This window comes from Pectobacterium atrosepticum, from assembly GCF_000740965.1.
Classification (GTDB): domain Bacteria; phylum Pseudomonadota; class Gammaproteobacteria; order Enterobacterales; family Enterobacteriaceae; genus Pectobacterium; species Pectobacterium atrosepticum.
This window is the reverse complement of sequence record NZ_CP009125.1, coordinates 2,166,126-2,182,488: the sequence shown is the minus strand read 5'-3', so window position 1 is coordinate 2,182,488 and position 16,363 is coordinate 2,166,126. Positions and strand designations below refer to the sequence as shown.

General features: G+C 50.6%; 15 protein-coding genes and 1 other annotated feature. Of the genes, 12 read left to right on the top strand and 3 right to left on the bottom strand.

What is annotated here, in order from left to right:
* Window positions 1-5 precede the first annotated feature (5 nt).
* The 3 genes from GZ59_RS09600 to GZ59_RS09590 all read left to right on the top strand — a co-directional run bounded on the left by GZ59_RS09600 (window position 6) and on the right by GZ59_RS09590 (window position 5,346).
* Complete coding sequence (locus GZ59_RS09600; RefSeq protein WP_011094123.1) at window positions 6-707, top strand: response regulator; 702 nt, start codon at window positions 6-8, stop codon at window positions 705-707.
* 459 nt (window positions 708-1,166) lie between these two features.
* Window positions 1,167-3,101: a methyl-accepting chemotaxis protein gene (locus GZ59_RS09595; protein ID WP_039291428.1), complete on the top strand. Its 1,935-nt coding sequence runs from the start codon at window positions 1,167-1,169 to the stop codon at window positions 3,099-3,101.
* A gap of 304 nt (window positions 3,102-3,405) precedes the next feature.
* Window positions 3,406-5,346, top strand: a complete 1,941-nt coding sequence (locus tag GZ59_RS09590) for a methyl-accepting chemotaxis protein (RefSeq protein ID WP_039291426.1) — start codon at window positions 3,406-3,408, stop codon at window positions 5,344-5,346.
* Between the two features lie 80 nt (window positions 5,347-5,426).
* Here GZ59_RS09590 and GZ59_RS09585 read toward each other — a convergent pair whose 3' ends face one another.
* Window positions 5,427-6,269, bottom strand: coding sequence for an SDR family oxidoreductase (locus tag GZ59_RS09585; protein ID WP_039291424.1), 843 nt, complete (start codon window positions 6,267-6,269; stop codon window positions 5,427-5,429).
* Window positions 6,270-6,547: 278 nt separating this feature from the next.
* On the opposite strand from GZ59_RS09585, the gene hisL reads away from it, so the two are divergent.
* The 9 genes from hisL (at window position 6,548) to hisIE (ending at window position 13,846) form a co-directional block, all read left to right on the top strand.
* Window positions 6,548-6,595, top strand: a complete 48-nt coding sequence (hisL, locus tag GZ59_RS23485) for a his operon leader peptide (protein WP_106389040.1) — start codon at window positions 6,548-6,550, stop codon at window positions 6,593-6,595.
* Window positions 6,571-6,692: a sequence feature (His leader region), on the top strand. It overlaps the preceding gene by 25 nt.
* 49 nt (window positions 6,693-6,741) lie before the next feature.
* Window positions 6,742-7,641, top strand: coding sequence for an ATP phosphoribosyltransferase (gene hisG, locus GZ59_RS09580; RefSeq protein ID WP_011094127.1), 900 nt, complete (start codon window positions 6,742-6,744; stop codon window positions 7,639-7,641).
* Window positions 7,642-7,646: 5 nt separating this feature from the next.
* Window positions 7,647-8,975, top strand: a complete 1,329-nt coding sequence (hisD, locus tag GZ59_RS09575; RefSeq protein WP_039294930.1) for a histidinol dehydrogenase — start codon at window positions 7,647-7,649, stop codon at window positions 8,973-8,975.
* Window positions 8,972-10,045: a histidinol-phosphate transaminase gene (gene hisC / locus GZ59_RS09570; protein WP_039291422.1), complete on the top strand. Its 1,074-nt coding sequence runs from the start codon at window positions 8,972-8,974 to the stop codon at window positions 10,043-10,045. The genes hisD and hisC overlap by 4 nt, the downstream gene beginning before the upstream one ends.
* A 15-nt stretch (window positions 10,046-10,060) precedes the next feature.
* Window positions 10,061-11,128, top strand: coding sequence for a bifunctional histidinol-phosphatase/imidazoleglycerol-phosphate dehydratase HisB (gene hisB / locus GZ59_RS09565; RefSeq protein WP_039291418.1), 1,068 nt, complete (start codon window positions 10,061-10,063; stop codon window positions 11,126-11,128).
* Window positions 11,128-11,718 carry an imidazole glycerol phosphate synthase subunit HisH gene (gene hisH, locus GZ59_RS09560; protein WP_039291416.1) on the top strand — a complete coding sequence of 197 codons (591 nt, stop codon included), beginning with the start codon at window positions 11,128-11,130 and terminating at the stop codon, window positions 11,716-11,718. Before hisB ends, hisH begins: the two co-directional genes overlap by 1 nt.
* 6 nt (window positions 11,719-11,724) lie before the next feature.
* Window positions 11,725-12,462 (top strand): 1-(5-phosphoribosyl)-5-[(5-phosphoribosylamino)methylideneamino]imidazole-4-carboxamide isomerase, encoded by a 738-nt coding sequence (hisA, locus tag GZ59_RS09555; RefSeq protein WP_039291414.1) that lies wholly within the window; start codon window positions 11,725-11,727, stop codon window positions 12,460-12,462.
* Window positions 12,444-13,220 carry an imidazole glycerol phosphate synthase subunit HisF gene (gene hisF, locus GZ59_RS09550; protein WP_039291413.1) on the top strand — a complete coding sequence of 259 codons (777 nt, stop codon included), beginning with the start codon at window positions 12,444-12,446 and terminating at the stop codon, window positions 13,218-13,220. The genes hisA and hisF overlap by 19 nt, the downstream gene beginning before the upstream one ends.
* On the top strand, window positions 13,214-13,846 hold the full coding sequence (gene hisIE, locus GZ59_RS09545; RefSeq protein WP_011094134.1) for a bifunctional phosphoribosyl-AMP cyclohydrolase/phosphoribosyl-ATP diphosphatase HisIE: 633 nt from the start codon (window positions 13,214-13,216) through the stop codon (window positions 13,844-13,846). Before hisF ends, hisIE begins: the two co-directional genes overlap by 7 nt.
* A gap of 61 nt (window positions 13,847-13,907) precedes the next feature.
* On the opposite strand, the gene GZ59_RS09540 is transcribed toward hisIE, so the two are convergent.
* Entirely contained in the window at window positions 13,908-15,779 is a 1,872-nt protein-coding gene (locus tag GZ59_RS09540) for an amidohydrolase (RefSeq protein ID WP_039291411.1), read from the bottom strand.
* Window positions 15,780-16,077: 298 nt separating this feature from the next.
* Window positions 16,078-16,362, bottom strand: coding sequence for an integration host factor subunit beta (ihfB, locus tag GZ59_RS09535; RefSeq protein ID WP_005967571.1), 285 nt, complete (start codon window positions 16,360-16,362; stop codon window positions 16,078-16,080).
* Between the last annotated feature and the right edge of the window lies 1 nt (window position 16,363).

The following is a 16,363-nucleotide window of genomic DNA, read 5'->3' as shown; positions in this document are numbered from 1 at the left end:
ACACCATGCAGCACACTGAACATTTCGATGTCTTAATCGTTGAAGATGAAAGTAAGCTGGCAAATATTCATGCTGAATTTATTGAAAAACATTTCAATCTGCGTGTCATAGGGATTGCCGCTACGCTTTTTGAAGCTAAAAAACTCCTTCAGCAACACAGGCCGCGCCTGATCCTGCTTGATAACTATTTGCCCGACGGCGAAGGGGTTTCGCTGATTGAAAGCCAACTGCTCAAAGGAATGGACTGCTCCGTTATCTTTATCACCGCCGCCAGCGACATGAATACCTGTGCTCAGGCGATTCGCTGCGGGGCTTTTGATTACATTATCAAACCGCTCTCCTATCCGCGGCTACGCTCTTCGCTGGAGCGATTTATTCAATTCGTGAAAACCCAGCACACATACAAAATTGTCGATCAGCAGAACGTTGATATTCTCTACCAGTTGCAATCGTCCGGCGCAGCGTCCTCATCATCCACAAAAGGCATTGAGGAGAACACTCTAGGGCTAATCAAACAGATTTTTGCCAGTGATGGTGGCGATACGCTCTATTCTGTCGATGATATCGTCGAACAAACGGGGCTCAGTAAAACGACGGCGCGCCGCTATCTGGAGTTCTGCGTTGAAAACCAGTTCCTCGATATCGAAATGCGTTACGGAAAGATTGGCCACCCACGCCGTCTATATAGAACAAAGAGCGCACACTAGGTGCCGCAGCCCATACCCTATGGCGACGATATTAGCCGACATAGGGTATCCGGCACAGCCAGAGATCGGCGACAATTCTCTATAAAAAGTGCGATAAAAAATAACTGTATTAATCAATCCCTCAGATGCACCTGAATTAAGACTAAACTTAACCATTCATGTTTTTCATTCCATTTTCATTTCAATATATTTCCAAATCAGCGATTTTCTTATTCATTTTTTAAAAATTAAAAAATAATAATAACCCCCTGTACTTATTACGAATTCAATTAACGCCACCAGCTATTAGCAATTCAACCGGTAACTGCTGTGCAGTTGTCCAACAGCGAGAGATAGCCCTCACAAATTATTATTAGTTTCTTCACCCACACTAAAAAAAATCACCATGAATCCGATAAGCACTATGGGTCATATCTTTATTAAAAACCGACACCAGTAATTTATCCCCGGAGAGACGTCATGTTCTTAGCCAAAAAAATCAGAAATCTTAAAATATCCCAAAAACTTTATCTTGGGTTCGGGGTCATCCTGCTATTGGTCATCATAGCATCGCTACTCAGCGCAGGGCGCTTCAGGGAAATTCGTGATATCTATGAGAAAACCAATCTTATTTACAACATCAACATTGAAGTCTTTCAGGCAAAAATAAACCGTCTGAAATATTTTTACTCCTATGATGAAAAGTCGCGCGAAACGATGGCAGGCTTCGTTAAACATGCATCAGAATTAACCACTGAAGCGAAAACGCTCTCATGGAGCCCAGAAGGGTTAACTCTGATTAACGACCTCAGTCAGCATCTGGCCGAATTCCAAAGCGCAATCACCGATATGGGCAAAGCTACGCAGCGCGTGGTAGAAAATCGAGAAAAAATCAGCGCCGCTAACGGACAGAACATAACTACTGATTTCTACGCCAGGCTGCGACAGCAACCTTCTGATAGCGCAACGCTATATCAGGCTGAGGATCTCGCAACGCAGGTTTCAGAACTGAGGCAGGCTTCCTATGAATTGCAGCTCAGGCAAAATGCCGATGCCGCGAAGCAGTTCGATGCGGTTTTTAGCCGCTTTGACAGCAGCTATCAGGGCACCGTTGCGGTGTTGACGCCGGAACAGAAAGTGGCTGTAGAGAGCCTGCGAAGCTATGTCACCGGCTATAAAAAGCTCAATAACGACTACTTCCAGAGTATCAACGACCTGAAAAAAGCAGAAGACGGCGTGAAGGTCGGCGGGGACAAAAGTAGCGCTTCCATTAAAGCAATTATTACTATCGTCAAAGAGAAGAATGACGCGCTGGCATACGGTTCTGCCACGATCACGATGATCATTGGCTTTATTGCTGTGGTCATCGGCATCATCATCTCACTGCTGATTACTCGCCAAATTACCCGCCCTGTTATTCATAACCTCTCTCTGGCGGAAAAAATCGCTGCTGGCGATTTGACCTCAACGATCACAGTCGACCGCGATGATGAACTGGGTCAGCTAACGGCCGCAATGGGGAGAATGAACGAAAAGCTGCGCCACATGATCAGTGATGTGCGTGACAGCGTGGACAGCGTTTCAACCTCTGCGGCCAAGATTGCCGCGGGTAATAGCGACCTATCCTCACGCACCGAGCAACAATCTGCCGCCGTAGTAGAAACCGCCGCCAGCATGGAAGAACTGACATCGACCGTTAAAAACAATGCTGAGAATGCCAAACAGGCGAGCCAAATCAGTACCGAAGCCTCACAAAATGCACACAAAGGCGGCGAAGTAGTACGAAATGTAGTGGATACGATGTCGGGCATTTCAGACAGTTCACGGAAGATTGCGGACATTACCGCCGTTATCAACAGCATTGCTTTCCAGACCAATATTCTGGCACTTAACGCCGCAGTAGAAGCCGCGCGAGCCGGGGAACAAGGTCGTGGATTCGCCGTGGTGGCCAGCGAGGTACGGACGCTTTCTCAACGCACATCTCAGGCTGCAAAAGAGATTGCCAGCCTGATTTCAGAATCGGTGGCACGGATCAATGTGGGAACACAGTTGGTGGCCAATGCAGGAACCGCGATGGATCAGATCGTTTCCTCCGTCTCACGGGTCAACGACATCATGGGGGAAATCGCCTCCGCCTCCGATGAGCAAAGCCGTGGCATTGAGCAAATTTCCCGCGCCATCAGCGAGCTTGATACCACCACGCAGCAGAATGCCGCGCTGGTGATGGAATCCTCAATTTCCGCTAACTCGCTGGAAGAACAGTCGGCAATATTGGAAAGTATGGTAGCGAACTTCCGTCTGTCTGAGAACGAGGGGCGTAAGCCAAAAACGAATATTTCTGGTTTGCCACCACAGCAAAAATATCTGCCGCCTGCAGCAAAACAAACGCAGGATTCCGGCTGGACGACATTCTAACATTTGACCGCCCGGCCCTGATATTACGTCAGGGCCGGATTTAATGATCTAATGCTACCTCGGTAATAAATAAAGCGTTAAATAATCAGTACACTACGTTACCTTGGCAGTATTGACATAAAACACTATGCATTTGCACAGCCCACCTTGATATCCATCACAGAATGTTATTATCTCCGGCTTCGACACTAACATAGCGATAACAAAATCCGATAACTCATAGTAGGTAGTCATAAACAGCCGTTAGCAATGAAATCGTGATCGTTATTTTTATTAAAAAAAGAGTCATACATGGAGAGTTATAATGCAGCATCTTGCTAGTCGAATTCGTAACACAAAAATCGCACATAAATTGTATGCCGGGTTTGGGATTATTTTACTACTTGTCATTATTGCGTCATCGCTTAGCATGAATAGATTCATTGCCATTCGGGATATTTATGAGAAAACGAACCTTATTTACAACATTAACATTGAAGTTTTCCAGGCCAAGATTAATCGCGTTAAATATTTCTACACCGCAGACGAAAAAACTAAAGACATACTCGCCGACTTTGTAAAAAGTGCATCAACGTTAACCAACAGTGCCAACACGCTTTCCTGGAGTGATGAAGAATTAGGTTTTATTAAAAACCTGCATAATAACTTAGAAGATTTCCAACAGTCGGTTGCTGCGATGTCTACCGCGACGCAAAAAATGGTCGGAGCACGCGAAGCCATTAATACAGAAAATGCAAACACGGTCATTGATACCTTCCGACAAGCGCTCAGCAATGCTCTCATCGACGGTGAAACCTATCATCACGCAAGCGATATTGCTTTTCTGTTAACCGATATGCAGCATCGGTCCTATGAGCTACAGATGAAAGGAACCGATAGCGCCTTAGCCGCTCTGGATTCGCGCTATAAGGACGCAGAAAAAACCTATCAGTCATTATCTCCTTCATTACCAGCCGACGTTAAAACGCAAACCGATACGCTATGGCGTTACATTGGCCAATACATGCAGCTTAATACGGCCTATTACGCGGCATTAAATGATGTAAAAAAGACAGAAAATGACGTGATGAAAGCAGGTACTCGGAGCAGCGCCGACATCAAATCACTCATTACTGTCGTAAAAGCAAAAAATGATGAGCTGGCCTATAACTCTGCCACCATTACGATGATCATCGGTCTCATCGCCGTCATTATCGGCATCATCATTTCCATCTACATTACTCGAATTATCACCAGACCCATCATCCATAACCTGTCGCTGGCGGAACGCATCGCCAGTGGCGACCTGACCACGACGATTCATACCGATCGCCACGATGAGCTGGGAAGGCTCACCCACGCCATGGGGACGATGAATGAACAGTTGCGCCACGTTATTTCCGAAGTCCGGGACAGCGTCGGCAGCGTCAGCCAATCGGCGAGCAAAATTGCTACAGGCAATAGCGATCTTTCGTCACGCACTGAGCAGCAGTCAGCGGCAGTCGTTGAAACCGCCGCCAGCATGGAAGAACTCACCTCAACGGTGAAAAACAATGCCGACAACGCCAAACATGCCAGCCAGATCGCTGCCGATGCTTCCAAGAGCGCGCTTAAAGGCGGCGAGGTCGTGAAACAGGTGGTGACGACGATGGACAATATCGCAGCCAGCTCCAGAAAAATCGCCGATATCACTACCGTCATCAACAGCATTGCCTTCCAGACCAACATTCTGGCGCTGAACGCCGCGGTAGAAGCCGCACGCGCCGGTGAACAAGGACGTGGTTTTGCCGTTGTCGCGGGCGAAGTGCGCAGTTTGTCACAACGTAGCTCTCAGGCTGCCAAAGACATCGAAGCCCTGATCGCAGAATCGGTCGAACGTACCAATGCGGGTAGCCATCTTGTTGCGGTTGCCGGAGAAACCATGGAGCAAATCGTCGATTCCGTTTCCCGCGTGAACGACATTATGGGAGAAATTTCATCCGCCTCTGAGGAACAGAGTCGAGGAATTGGGCAAATCGCGCAGGCCATCAGCGAGCTGGACACCACCACGCAACAGAATGCCTCGCTGGTGATGGAGTCCTCCATTTCCGCCAATTCGCTGGAGGAACAGGCGGTGCTGTTGGAAAAGTTGCTGGAACACTTCCGCGTGTCCCAGTCTGACAATCGCGTAGCTTCAGGTGCGTCATCCTCTATACCGCGACACACGCTGCCAAAAAGTGTGTCGGCAAAAGCTGCGTCGTCAGAAAGTGATTGGACGTCGTTTTAATGCCTCCGCCCGGATAGTCTCACGCTCATCCGGGCGAATCAGAACCGTCTCGAAGTAAATCTTGTGGTCGCGCACTGCGGTTAGCGCGACTCGCCCGCATTCAACGGCATCGTCGAGGGATTGGGATACTGATAGTCAAACCCAAGCTCATGGCAAATGCGCTGTCCATCAACAATCCGGCCCTGAGAGCTATCGGTCACGGGTGCAAACTGCGGCGGAGATACATGTAACCTGCGCGCCTGTTCAGGATAAAAGTCTTGTCTGGCAGGATGTTCTGTCGCACACAGGTTATAAATATGCCCACCGTTGGGTAGTTTAAGCAGCAACAAGATTGCCGCCAGCACATCTTCCTGATGCACCAGATTCACGCCATGACTGCCACGCGGCAGATTGGTTTTACCCGCCAGAAAACGGCCGGGATGGCGATCGCCACCAACCAGCCCCGCAAGACGCAAGATATCGACAGAGATATCGGGTAAATGCTGTAACCACTGTTCGAGGGACACCAGCGTCTTCCCTGCTACCGTCGACGGCTGTAGCGGTGAGGTTTCTCTTACTGTGCCGCTACCATCGCCATAGACCGAGGTTGAACTGGTGAAGATAATTCGCGGGACATGAAATACGCGCGCCATATTCACCAACTGCTGTACCGCTTGCGCATACCCTTCGCCACCTTCCGCTGTTCGGCTGGCGGGCAACGTTACAATTAATACGTCAACCTGTAGTAACGCACTAAGCTCGTCAGCATCGCATTCCAACTCAGGCGTCAGAACCAGTTGATAGCATTCAATCCCGCTCATCCGCGCCGCTTCAACGCCATCCTGAGTAGTTTTGGTTCCCGTCACGTGGTAACCGTGTCCATTCAGCGCCAGAGCCAGCGGCATACCCAGCCAGCCCAATCCAACAATCGATACTTTTTTCATCTGCCGTTCTCCCCTGCAAGGAGCCTGTGATTAACACCCACGCCTACAGAGTAAACGGCTTTTACATCCATCGCTACGGAGCTCGTCCGATTTCCGCAGGCTTTTCTGCCTATCAAGAGCCGATATCCAGCGTGATTATGCTAGCGTATCGCTCAACCAAAACGAACTTCCCTTATCTGCTAAAAAAATGTTGCACAACGGCCCGAACATGGTTTAGGTTATTCGACAGATAAATCGTTACTGATTTAATAAACACTGGCACAACAAAGAGACATTTTATGACACGCGTTCTGTTTAACCACCATCATCACCATCATCCTGATTAGTCTTTCGGACGGTTGGTGCTGGAAGACGTTCAGATCTTCCAGTGGCGCAGAACACAAAGAGAGCCCTCGGAAGATCATCTTCCGAGGGTTTTTTTATGCTCGCTATATTTCTAGAAATTTAAATTTGACAGGTTAATGAGGTTTCCATGCTGGATAAAACACGTTTACGGATTGCAATGCAGAAGTCAGGCCGCCTGAGCGACGATTCACGCGAGCTGCTGGCACGCTGCGGTATCAAAATCAACTTACAGCAACAGCGTCTGATCGCGTTCGCAGAAAATATGCCGATTGATATCCTGCGCGTACGGGATGACGATATCCCCGGACTGGTGATGGATGGCGTGGTCGATCTGGGTATTATCGGTGAAAACGTGCTGGAAGAAGAGCTGTTAAACCGCCGGGCACAGGGCGAAGATCCGCGTTACTTCACGCTGCGCCGTCTGGATTTTGGCGGCTGCCGCCTGTCGCTGGCAATGCAGCTGGACGAAGCCTATACCGGCCCTGAATGCCTGCAAAATAAACGTATTGCCACCTCGTATCCTCACCTGCTCAAACAATATCTCGACAGACAATCCGTCAATTTCAAATCTTGCCTGCTCAATGGTTCAGTTGAAGTGGCACCGCGCGCAGGTCTGGCTGACGCCATCTGCGATCTGGTATCAACCGGTGCCACGCTGGAAGCCAACGGTCTGCGTGAAGTCGAAGTCATTTACCGTTCTAAAGCCTGCTTGATTCAGCGCGACGGTGAGATGCCCGCAGAGAAACAACAGCTAATCGATAAACTGCTGACGCGTATGCAAGGCGTGATTCAGGCACGTGAATCCAAATACATCATGCTGCACGCGCCGAGTGAACGTCTGGACGAAGTCATTGCTCTGCTACCAGGTGCCGAGCGCCCGACCATTCTGCCACTTGCTGGTGACCAAAGCCGTGTTGCCATGCACATGGTCAGCAGTGAAACGCTATTCTGGGAAACCATGGAAAAGCTGAAATCGTTGGGTGCCAGCTCCATTCTGGTCCTGCCCATTGAAAAAATGATGGAGTGATGACCATGGCTGACAACACCAATAGCACAGGCAGTTTCAGCACGCTTGTTGACTGGCAGCGCTGTTCAGTTGAAGAACAACGCCAGTTGCTGACTCGCCCAGCCATTTCCGCGTCAGACCGCATTACTGCAGTCGTGAGCGATATTCTGGCAAACGTGAAAAGTCGTGGTGATAGCGCCTTACGCGACTACAGCGCACAGTTCGACAAGGTTCAGGTGGATGCGATTCGCATCACCGATGCCGAGATTACCGCCGCCTCCGCCCGTCTGGGTGATGAGGTAAAACAGGCCATGGCGATCGCCGTGCGTAATATCGAGACGTTCCACAACGCGCAAAAGCTGCCGATTGTCGATATCGAAACGCAGCCGGGCGTACGTTGCCAGCAGATTACTCGCCCTATCGCGACCGTCGGCCTGTATATTCCGGGGGGATCTGCCCCACTTCCGTCAACCGTGCTGATGCTGGGAACGCCGTCACGCATCGCAGGCTGCCGTCGCGTGGTGCTGTGTTCACCGCCGCCAATTGCCGATGAAATTCTGTATGCCGCACAGCTGTGCGGTATTAAAGAAGTGTTTCAGCTTGGTGGCGCGCAAGCAATTGCCGCGATGGCGTTTGGCACCGATAGCGTGCCGAAAGTGGATAAAATTTTTGGCCCCGGCAATGCCTACGTCACGGAAGCCAAGCGTCAGGTCAGTCAGCAGCTTGATGGCGCAGCGATTGATATGCCCGCAGGGCCATCCGAAGTATTGGTGATCGCCGACAGCGGTGCCACGCCCGCGTTTGTCGCCTCCGACCTGCTATCGCAAGCAGAACACGGCCCGGATTCACAGGTCATCCTGTTAACGCCCGATGCTGCAATGGCCAAAGCCGTAGCGGACGCCGTTGAAGAGCAGCTCACGCAGCTGTCTCGTGCAGACATCGCACGTCAGGCGCTTGCCAGCAGCCGCGTCATCGTCGCACGTGATTTGGCGCAGTGTATTGAAATCAGCAATCAATATGGTCCTGAGCACTTGATAATCCAGACACGCGATGCCGAATCATTGGTTGATAGCATCACCAGCGCCGGTTCCGTGTTCCTTGGCGACTGGTCACCGGAATCCGCTGGGGACTACGCCTCCGGCACTAACCATGTTCTGCCGACCTATGGCTATACCTCGACTTACTCAAGTCTGGGTCTGGCCGATTTCCAGAAGCGCATGACCGTACAGCAGCTCACGCCGCAGGGGTTGCTACAACTGGCACCAACAATAGAAATCCTGGCACAGGCTGAACAGCTGACCGCCCACAAAAATGCCGTTACCCTGCGCGTTGCAGCACTGAAGGAGCAAGCATGAGCAGCATTGAAGAACTGGCACGTGCCAACGTCCGTGCATTGACACCTTATCAGTCTGCTCGTCGTCTGGGCGGCAACGGCGATGTCTGGCTAAATGCTAATGAATACCCCCAAGCGCCGGAGTTTCAATTAACGTTACAGACGTTGAACCGCTACCCAGAATGTCAGCCGGTCATGGTTATCAACCGCTACGCCGAGTATGCAGGCGTAACGCCGGAACAGGTTTTGGTCAGCCGTGGTGCTGACGAAGGTATCGAGTTGCTGATTCGTGCATTCTGCGAGCCGGGGAAAGACGCCATTCTTTTCTGTCCCCCGACCTACGGTATGTATGCCGTTAGCGCCGAGACGTTTGGCGTCGAACGCCGCACGGCGGCAAGCAAATCAGACTGGCAGTTGGATCTTGATGCGATTGAATCACAGCTGGACGGAACCAAGGTCGTTTACGTTTGCAGCCCAAACAACCCGACCGGCAACCTGATTGCACGGGATGATTTACGCCAACTGCTGACGCTGGCACAGGGAAAAGCACTGGTTGTTATCGATGAAGCCTACATTGAATTCTGTCCGCAGGCGTCCACTGCAAGCTGGCTGGCTGAGTTCCCTCATTTGGTAATTCTGCGTACCTTGTCCAAAGCCTTTTCACTTGCTGGATTGCGCTGTGGCTTCACGCTGGCGAACCCTGAAGTAATTCAGCTCCTGCTGAAGGTCATTGCGCCATACCCACTGTCCACTCCCGTAGCGGACATCGCGGCTCAGGCACTGAGCCACGAAGGGATCGCTAAAATGAAGGCGAATGTTGCAGAGGTGACGGCCAACCGCCGCTGGCTGAGTGATATTCTGAAAAATATTCCCTGCATTGAGGAAGTCTTTCACAGCGAGAGTAATTACTTGCTGGTACGCTTTACCGCCTCCCCTACTGTATTTAAAACGCTGTGGGATCAAGGCATTATTCTGCGTGACCAAAATAAGCAACCCAGCCTCGCAGGCTGTTTGCGCATTACTATCGGCAACCGCTACGAATGTGAACGCGTTGTTGCTGCATTACAATCATTGCCGGGCATCAACGCTTAATTTTAAGGAGCTCACGTGGGCCAGAAATACCTCTTTATCGACCGTGACGGAACATTGATTGCTGAACCGCCTGAGGATTTTCAGGTTGACCGTCTGGATAAACTGGCGCTGGAACCAGATGTCATTCCGTCGCTGCTGGCACTGCAAAAGGCCGGTTATGCGCTGGTGATGATTACCAATCAGGATGGGCTAGGAACCGATAGCTTTCCGCAGGAAACCTTCGATCCACCGCACAACCTGATGATGCAGATTCTGACATCGCAGGGCATCCATTTTGAGCACGTGCTGATCTGTCCGCATTTACCGGCAGATAACTGCACCTGTCGCAAACCCAAGACCGAACTGGTAACGGCCTATTTGAACGGCGGCCTGATGGATGTGGCAAATAGCTACGTCATCGGCGACCGCCAAACCGATATTCAGTTGGCGCAAAATATGGGCATTACCGGCCTGCTCTACCAGCGTGGCGGGCTGAACTGGCAAGCAATTACTGACCAGCTAACCAAGCGTAACCGCCATGCACACGTCAACCGCGTTACGCGTGAAACCGCGATTGATGTAAACGTCTGGCTGGATCAGGAAGGCGGCAGCAAAATTAACACCGGTGTTGGCTTCTTCGATCACATGTTGGATCAAATCGCCACCCACGGCGGCTTTCGCATGAATATTGAAGTGAAAGGCGATCTGTACATTGACGATCACCACACGGTGGAAGATACCGGTCTGGCGCTGGGCGAAGCCCTGAATAACGCGCTGGGCGACAAACGCGGCATTGGCCGTTTTGGCTTCGTCCTGCCGATGGATGAGTGTCTGGCACGCTGTGCGCTGGATATTTCAGGGCGCCCGCATCTGGAATATAAAGCCGAATTCAACTATCAGCGCGTTGGCGATCTGAGTACGGAAATGGTCGAACACTTCTTCCGCTCACTGTCTTATTCCATGGCCTGTACGCTGCACCTGAAAACCAAAGGGCGTAACGATCATCACCGTGTGGAAAGCCTGTTTAAAGTCTTCGGGCGCACGCTACGTCAGGCAATTCGCGTCGAGGGTGACACGTTGCCGAGCTCGAAAGGAGTGCTCTGATGAAGGTCGTCATTCTTGATACCGGCTGCGCCAACCTCTCTTCGGTGACCTACGCCGTGCAGCGGTTGGGGTATACGCCGGTTGTTAGCCGCGAGGCCGAGATTGTCCTGCAAGCAGACAAGCTATTTCTGCCGGGTGTTGGTACCGCGCAGGCCGCGATGAATCAACTGGAAGAGCGCGATCTAATCGCGCTGATCAAAGCCTGTACCCAACCGGTTCTCGGCATTTGCCTCGGCATGCAGTTGCTGGGGACACACAGCGACGAAAGTGGCGGTATCCCCACGCTGGGGATTGTCGATACGCCAGTAAAAAAAATAATAGACCACGGCTTGCCACTGCCGCACATGGGCTGGAATCAGGTGATTCCGAAGGCCGGGCATCGTTTGTTCCGCGATATCGATGACGGCGCTTATTTCTATTTTGTTCACAGCTATGCCATGCCAGTCTGCGAAAACACGATTGCACAAGCCAACTACGGCGAAGCCTTCACCGCCGCGCTGGAAAAAGATAACTTCTTTGGCGTGCAGTTCCACCCCGAGCGTTCTGGTGCTGCGGGCGCGCAACTGCTGAAAAACTTTCTGGAGATGTAGAGCGTCATGATTATTCCCGCATTAGATCTGATTGATGGGCAGGTTGTCCGTCTGCATCAGGGTGATTATGGCCAGCAGCGCCAATACGGAAGCGATCCGCTTCCCCGCTTGCAGGATTACCAGCAACAAGGTGCAGGCGTGCTGCATTTGGTGGATTTGACCGGAGCAAAAGATCCCTCTGCCCGACAAATTCCCCTGTTAACCACGCTGTTGGCTGGCGTTAGCGTACCGGTACAGATCGGCGGCGGCATTCGTACCGAGCAGGACGTAGAAGCGTTGCTAAAAGCCGGTGCCAGCCGTGTCGTTATTGGGTCCACTGCGGTTAAGCAGCCGGAACTCGTTCAGCAATGGTTCACCCGCTACGGCGCAGAAGCGCTGGTGCTTGCACTAGACGTGCGTATCGACGCAAACGGCACGAAGTACGTCGCCATCAGCGGCTGGCAGGAGAATTCAGAGGCCACGCTTGAGCAGATCGTTGAACAATATCTGCCGTTCGGTCTGAAGCATGTGCTGTGCACCGACATTTCCCGTGACGGTACGCTGAGCGGCTCCAACGTCGAGCTCTATCGTGAAATCAGTCAGCGCTACCCGCAGATTGCCTTTCAGGCGTCCGGCGGCATCGGTAATCTGACCGATATCGCCAATTTGCGCAGTAGCGGTGTGCAGGGTGTTATCGTCGGCCGTGCGCTGTTGGAAGGTAAATTTAACGTCGCGGAGGCTATTTCATGCTGGCAAAACGGATAATCCCCTGCCTGGACGTGCGTAACGGTCAGGTCGTCAAAGGTGTGCAGTTCCGCAACCACGAAATCATCGGTGACATCGTGCCGCTGGCGCAGCGCTATGCGCAGGAAGGCGCTGATGAGCTGGTTTTTTATGATATCACCGCCTCTTCCGACGGCCGTGTAGTCGACAAAAGCTGGGTATCCCGCGTTGCGGAAGTCATCGATATTCCTTTCTGTGTGGCGGGCGGCATTAAAAGCGTGGAAGAAGCCGGTCAAATACTCTCTTTCGGCGCGGATAAAATTTCCATCAACTCACCGGCGCTGGCCGACCCTGAGTTAATTACCCGATTGGCCGATCGCTATGGCGTGCAGTGTATCGTCGTCGGGATTGATACCTGGCATGATGCCTCGACGGGCCGCTATCATGTGAATCAATACACAGGTGATGAAACGCGAACTAAGGTCACCACTTGGGAAACGCTGGATTGGGTAGAAGAAGTGCAAAAGCGCGGCGCGGGTGAGATTGTCCTGAACATGATGAATCAGGACGGCGTGCGCAATGGTTATGATTTGCACCAGTTAAATCTGGTGCGTGATGTCTGCAACGTCCCGCTGATTGCTTCCGGCGGCGCAGGCACCATGGAGCATTTTCTGGATGCGTTCCAGACCGCCCACGTTGATGGCGCGCTAGCAGCATCGGTGTTTCACAAGCAAATTATTAATATTGGCGAACTGAAACAATATCTTAAGCAACAAGGCGTGGAGATTCGAGTGTGTTAAGCGAAGAGTGCTTTCTAAACGACGAACAACGAAACCAACTCGATTGGGAAAAAACGGACGGCATGCTGCCGGTTGTCGTGCAACATGCGGTATCCGGTGAAGTGTTGATGCTGGGCTATATGAATCAGGATGCGTTGCAGGCTACCGAAGAGAGCGGCAAGGTTACGTTTTTCTCGCGTACCAAGCAGCGGTTGTGGACAAAAGGAGAATCTTCCGGCCATTTCCTCAATGTCGTCTCTATCACGCCAGACTGCGATAACGACACACTGCTGATTCTGGTTAATCCTATCGGACCAACCTGTCATCTGGGTACAAGCAGCTGTTTCTCGCCTGCAGCCAGCGACTGGACGTTCCTCTATCAGCTAGAGCAACTGTTGGCAGAGCGTAAGCATGCCGACCCAGACAGCTCTTACACCGCACGTCTGTATGCCAGCGGCACTAAGCGCATCGCGCAGAAAGTTGGTGAAGAAGGTCTGGAGGCCGCATTAGCGGCAACGGTGCACGACCGCGAAGAGCTCACTAATGAAGCAGCGGATTTAATGTACCACCTGCTGGTGCTGCTACAGGATCAAGATTTAGATCTCGCGACCATCATCAATCGCCTGAAAGAACGTCACAATAAATAAGCCTTTCCCCGCGTTATCGGTCATTGATAACGCGGGGTTTTAGCATGACGATACAGTGGCGTTAAGAATGACCAGCACCTGAATGCACTTTACGCCCCCCTTTCCAGGTTTCCAGAACCGGTATATCACGCATATCTTTGACCGGATTATTCTTATCTGCTGAGTCATAGGTCAGCGGGGAATCCGCCAAAATAACAAAATCAGCACATTTACCGGCAACTAGCGAACCTACCCATTGATCTGCATGGCATTGCCAAGCGGCATCATAGGTCGCGGCTTTAAGCGCGGCGAAACGGGAAATCCGCTCTTGTTCACGCAACACAGCAGGAGTTGTCCCTTGAGGTGCGCCTTCCATCACACGTGAAATTGCCTGTTCCATCATGCGCAGTGGGCCAAGCGGTGTAACACCGTTATCGCTGTGTAAAGTAATCCTCATCCCGTGATTAATAGCGGACTGGCAGCGATCAAGGTGATTAGCCCGTTCCTCTCCCAATATGGTTTGCTGGAATGCCCAGCCCCAATACCCCACATGACCAATTAAGAAACTGGGCGAAATACCGCGTTGCTTCATTTCAGACAGATGGTCATCAGTCAGCAGTGATGCATGTTCCAGACGATCACGACGCTGTTCGTAAGAGCCTGACGTCACGCCTGCCTTTTTAAATGACGCTAACGTCAGGCTAATGGCTTCATCACCATTAGTATGAATCATCAACGGCCATTGATGCTGCACAACGCTATCCACCAGCGTATTGATATCAGTTGGAGGAGTAAAGTTGAAGGCTCCAATATTTTTCTCACTCGGCGTTTTTTCATAACGGCTATTACAGCAGTACGGCGTGGATTGATACCCCGTCAGCCCTTGATTTGAACCATCTGAAATAATCTTGATATACGGCAAGTGGAAATGTTCATCTCCATAGCCTGGAGAGTAATGATCCACCACCTTATTTTTGAAATCATCACTATTCGTAATGATCAGCGCACCACCGATCCGCACCGGACAGATCGGCAGATGTGCCCATTTATCCAGAAAACTCACTTGATCGAAGCCAGGCTGAGTACCTTTGGGTTCAACGCCAGCATCGAGCATATAAGTCACGCCGCGTTTACTCGCCACACCAAACAGTTTGTTAACCGATTCAATTAGCATCAGCGCCAATTTTGCTTTGGGGTAACTGCTAACAATGACATTCACGACAGGCTCTATACCGTCTATTTCTTTAAGGATGCCGTCATCCGGTGGAATAACTTTATCTTTATAAAATTCCCTGACGAGTTTAATCGCACACGTATTGATATAGGCCAGATGCATCGAGGCATTGATGACAAATACGGGTCTTTTATCCGTCACATGCTCATCAAGAACGGCAGAATTAAATTCCTTCTCTCCGCCAATAAACAAGGAAGGATCGGCGCCAAAGCCGATAAGCCAGCTATTATTTTTATCCGTATCCGACTTTGCCTGCTCAGCCAGAGAGGATGTCACCCAAACCCTATTATAATCTTTGCGTAATCTCTGCTCTTCAAACGGGCTAACATCATTGCCAATGGCAGATAACATCGCGGTGTTAATGATGTGCACATGTGGCTCAATCAGACCCGGCAACAGCGTTTGTTTGCCTGATAATTGATGTTCCAACGTGTTTTTCGGCATTTTGGCCTTCACATCTTGATATGAACCTGTCGCAACCACCAGTCCGTCATGAATACCAATTGCTTCAACCGAAACCTCCTGCCCATCTTCCAGCGTCAGAATCGCTTTTCCAGGGCTACCATCCTTATTTGGCGCGGAACGGAATAACTTCGTTTCAATATGTAGACTGTTTTCCCACTCAGGAATATCAACTGGCGTATCGGGGAGAAATGATTTCCATAGAGGACTACAGCAGGAACAGCTTATGCTACCGGAATGGCTACATGCTTCACTCATACACTTTCCTTATTTAGAGATAATGCATTAGAGAAATTAATGTAATGCATAAAAAATAGGCAATAACATTCGAAATTTCAACATCCAAACGGCTGGAAATCAAAATATTCATATTTCATATGTCGCGGTCACTTAACAGCTCAAAGGGAGAAAGAAAACGTATAACAAGGAATGGCACTCTGATAAGTAATCAGAACAAATAGCCAATAGCGCGGAAGCTTTGAGGGAACAAGATCGATAAATGCAAAAAAGCACCCAAAATGAGTGCTTTTATAAGGCTGATATTTATGACTAACAATTAGCCATAAATGTTAGCGCGGTCGCGGAGTTCCTTGCCCGGTTTAAAGTGAGGGACGTACTTACCTTCCAGCTCAACTTTATCACCCGTTTTCGGATTACGACCCACACGCGGTGCACGGTAGTGAAGTGAAAAACTGCCAAACCCACGGATTTCAATACGGTCGCCTTCGGCTAACGTAGAAGCCATTTGTTCAAGCATTTCTTTCACTGCATCCTCAACCACTTTGGCCGGGATATGAGATTGCTGTCCAGCAAGCCTTTCAATAAGTTCAGACTTGGTCATA

Excerpts from the sequence above, each read along its gene's own strand:
- GZ59_RS09600 (WP_011094123.1), top strand. The coding sequence starts at position 6 with ATGCAGCACACTGAACATTTCGATGTCTTAATCGTTGAAGATGAAAGT.
- GZ59_RS09595 (WP_039291428.1), top strand. The coding sequence starts at position 1,167 with ATGTTCTTAGCCAAAAAAATCAGAAATCTTAAAATATCCCAAAAACTT.
- GZ59_RS09590 (WP_039291426.1), top strand. The coding sequence starts at position 3,406 with ATGCAGCATCTTGCTAGTCGAATTCGTAACACAAAAATCGCACATAAA.
- GZ59_RS09585 (WP_039291424.1), bottom strand. The coding sequence starts at position 6,269 with ATGAAAAAAGTATCGATTGTTGGATTGGGCTGGCTGGGTATGCCGCTG.
- hisG (WP_011094127.1), top strand. The coding sequence starts at position 6,742 with ATGCTGGATAAAACACGTTTACGGATTGCAATGCAGAAGTCAGGCCGC.
- hisD (WP_039294930.1), top strand. The coding sequence starts at position 7,647 with ATGGCTGACAACACCAATAGCACAGGCAGTTTCAGCACGCTTGTTGAC.
- hisC (WP_039291422.1), top strand. The coding sequence starts at position 8,972 with ATGAGCAGCATTGAAGAACTGGCACGTGCCAACGTCCGTGCATTGACA.
- hisH (WP_039291416.1), top strand. The coding sequence starts at position 11,128 with ATGAAGGTCGTCATTCTTGATACCGGCTGCGCCAACCTCTCTTCGGTG.
- hisA (WP_039291414.1), top strand. The coding sequence starts at position 11,725 with ATGATTATTCCCGCATTAGATCTGATTGATGGGCAGGTTGTCCGTCTG.
- hisF (WP_039291413.1), top strand. The coding sequence starts at position 12,444 with ATGCTGGCAAAACGGATAATCCCCTGCCTGGACGTGCGTAACGGTCAG.
- GZ59_RS09540 (WP_039291411.1), bottom strand. The coding sequence starts at position 15,779 with ATGAGTGAAGCATGTAGCCATTCCGGTAGCATAAGCTGTTCCTGCTGT.
- ihfB (WP_005967571.1), bottom strand. The coding sequence starts at position 16,362 with ATGACCAAGTCTGAACTTATTGAAAGGCTTGCTGGACAGCAATCTCAT.